This is a genomic window from Arthrobacter bambusae, assembly GCF_030812595.1.
Lineage (GTDB): Bacteria > Actinomycetota > Actinomycetes > Actinomycetales > Micrococcaceae > Arthrobacter > Arthrobacter bambusae_B.
Genome location: NZ_JAUSSZ010000035.1, coordinates 1 through 1,437, shown reverse-complemented (window position 1 = coordinate 1,437; position 1,437 = coordinate 1). Strand labels below are relative to the sequence as shown.

Here is a 1,437-nt window from a genome sequence, read left to right as displayed (position 1 = left end):
GGCTGGTTCTAGCGGTCGTTGCAACACCCAGAATTTTTTGGGAGTTGCAACGACCGTGTCGTCTTTAAAGAAGGAGCCGGTAAACCAACGGAGGTACGCGCCTGAGCAAAAGGCTCAGTTCTTTCAAGCCCTCGACCGTCTTGGCACCGTCACTGCCGCAGCTTCGGAGCTTGGACTGAATCGGGAGACTTGTTACCAGTGGTGCCGTAAGGCCGGCATCCGGAACGAGCAGATCGTCAGGATGCGATACACGCCAAGGCAGAAGGAAGAGTTCTTCTTGGTCCTCCGGCGCATGGAGAGCGTGACTCTGGCCGCTGCCGAACTTGGGTTGAACGTCAATACCTGCCACCGTTGGGCTTCGGAAGCGGGAATTGCCAGCAAAGCCGCAGGATCCGGCCGCCGGGAGAAATTCCTCCGGCTGCGTGAAATCGGCATGAGCCGAAGCGAAGCCATCACCGCCGTAGGCGTCAATCCCAAGACCGCCCGGGAGTGGGAACGCGGGATCCGGAAGTCCGGCGGCCGACGCATCTATCCGGACGGGCGGATAGTCGATTACAAACGTGGTGTGACCACTATGACCTCTTCCACTGGCACACCAGGAGTGGTGCCGGTCCAGGTATCAGCGTTAGAGAAACCTATCGACCCGCGATACCTCAATGTTCAGGAACGGGAATTGATCCGGGATCTGCAGGCAACCGGCTCCTCGGTGAGGGCGATCGCACGCACCATCGGCAGATCGCCCTCAACAGTCGGCCGCGAGCTGGCACGAAATACCGATCCCCGCTTGGGCTACCTGCCCCACGGAGCGCATCGCAAGGCAGCTACCCGGCGAAGGCGGCCCAAGTCCGCCAAACTGGCCATCGAATCGGGCCTGCGCAACTACGTGAAAGACAAGTTGCTCCTACGCTGGTCTCCAGAGCAGATCAGCCACACCCTGGTCGAAGAGTTTCCCGACAGACCGGAGATGCGCGTGAGCCCAGAGACCATCTACCAGGCCCTCTACCTCCAAGCCCGGGGCGGACTCAAACGCGAAGTCCAGGCAGCGCTACGCACCGGCCGGACCCGCCGTAAACCCCACCGTACGGACGAGCACCGCACCCCACGGTTCGTGGACCCGATGATCATGATTTCCGAACGACCACCCGAGATCGAGGACCGCGCGGTGCCCGGCCACTGGGAGGGCGACCTCATCACCGGGGCCCTGAACCAGTCCGCGATCGCGACCTTGGTCGAGCGCACCACCCGATACGTGATGCTCGTCCACCTCCCCAACGACCACACCGCCGAAACCGTCCGCGACGGCCTCATCAAAACCATGGCCACCTTGCCTGCACACTTACGAGGATCCCTGACCTGGGACCAGGGCGCCGAAATGGCCGCCCACAAATCCTTCACCCTCGCCACAGACATGCAGGTCTACTTCTGTGACCCCGCCAG

General features: G+C 61.9%; 1 protein-coding gene. It reads left to right on the top strand.

Translation table 11 applies throughout. The features are described 5' to 3' along the window. Positions 1–433: 433 nt before the first annotated feature. Positions 434–1,437 (top strand): IS30 family transposase (locus tag J2S96_RS20090; RefSeq protein WP_306867649.1); only part of this gene is annotated, 1,004 nt, incomplete at its 3' end.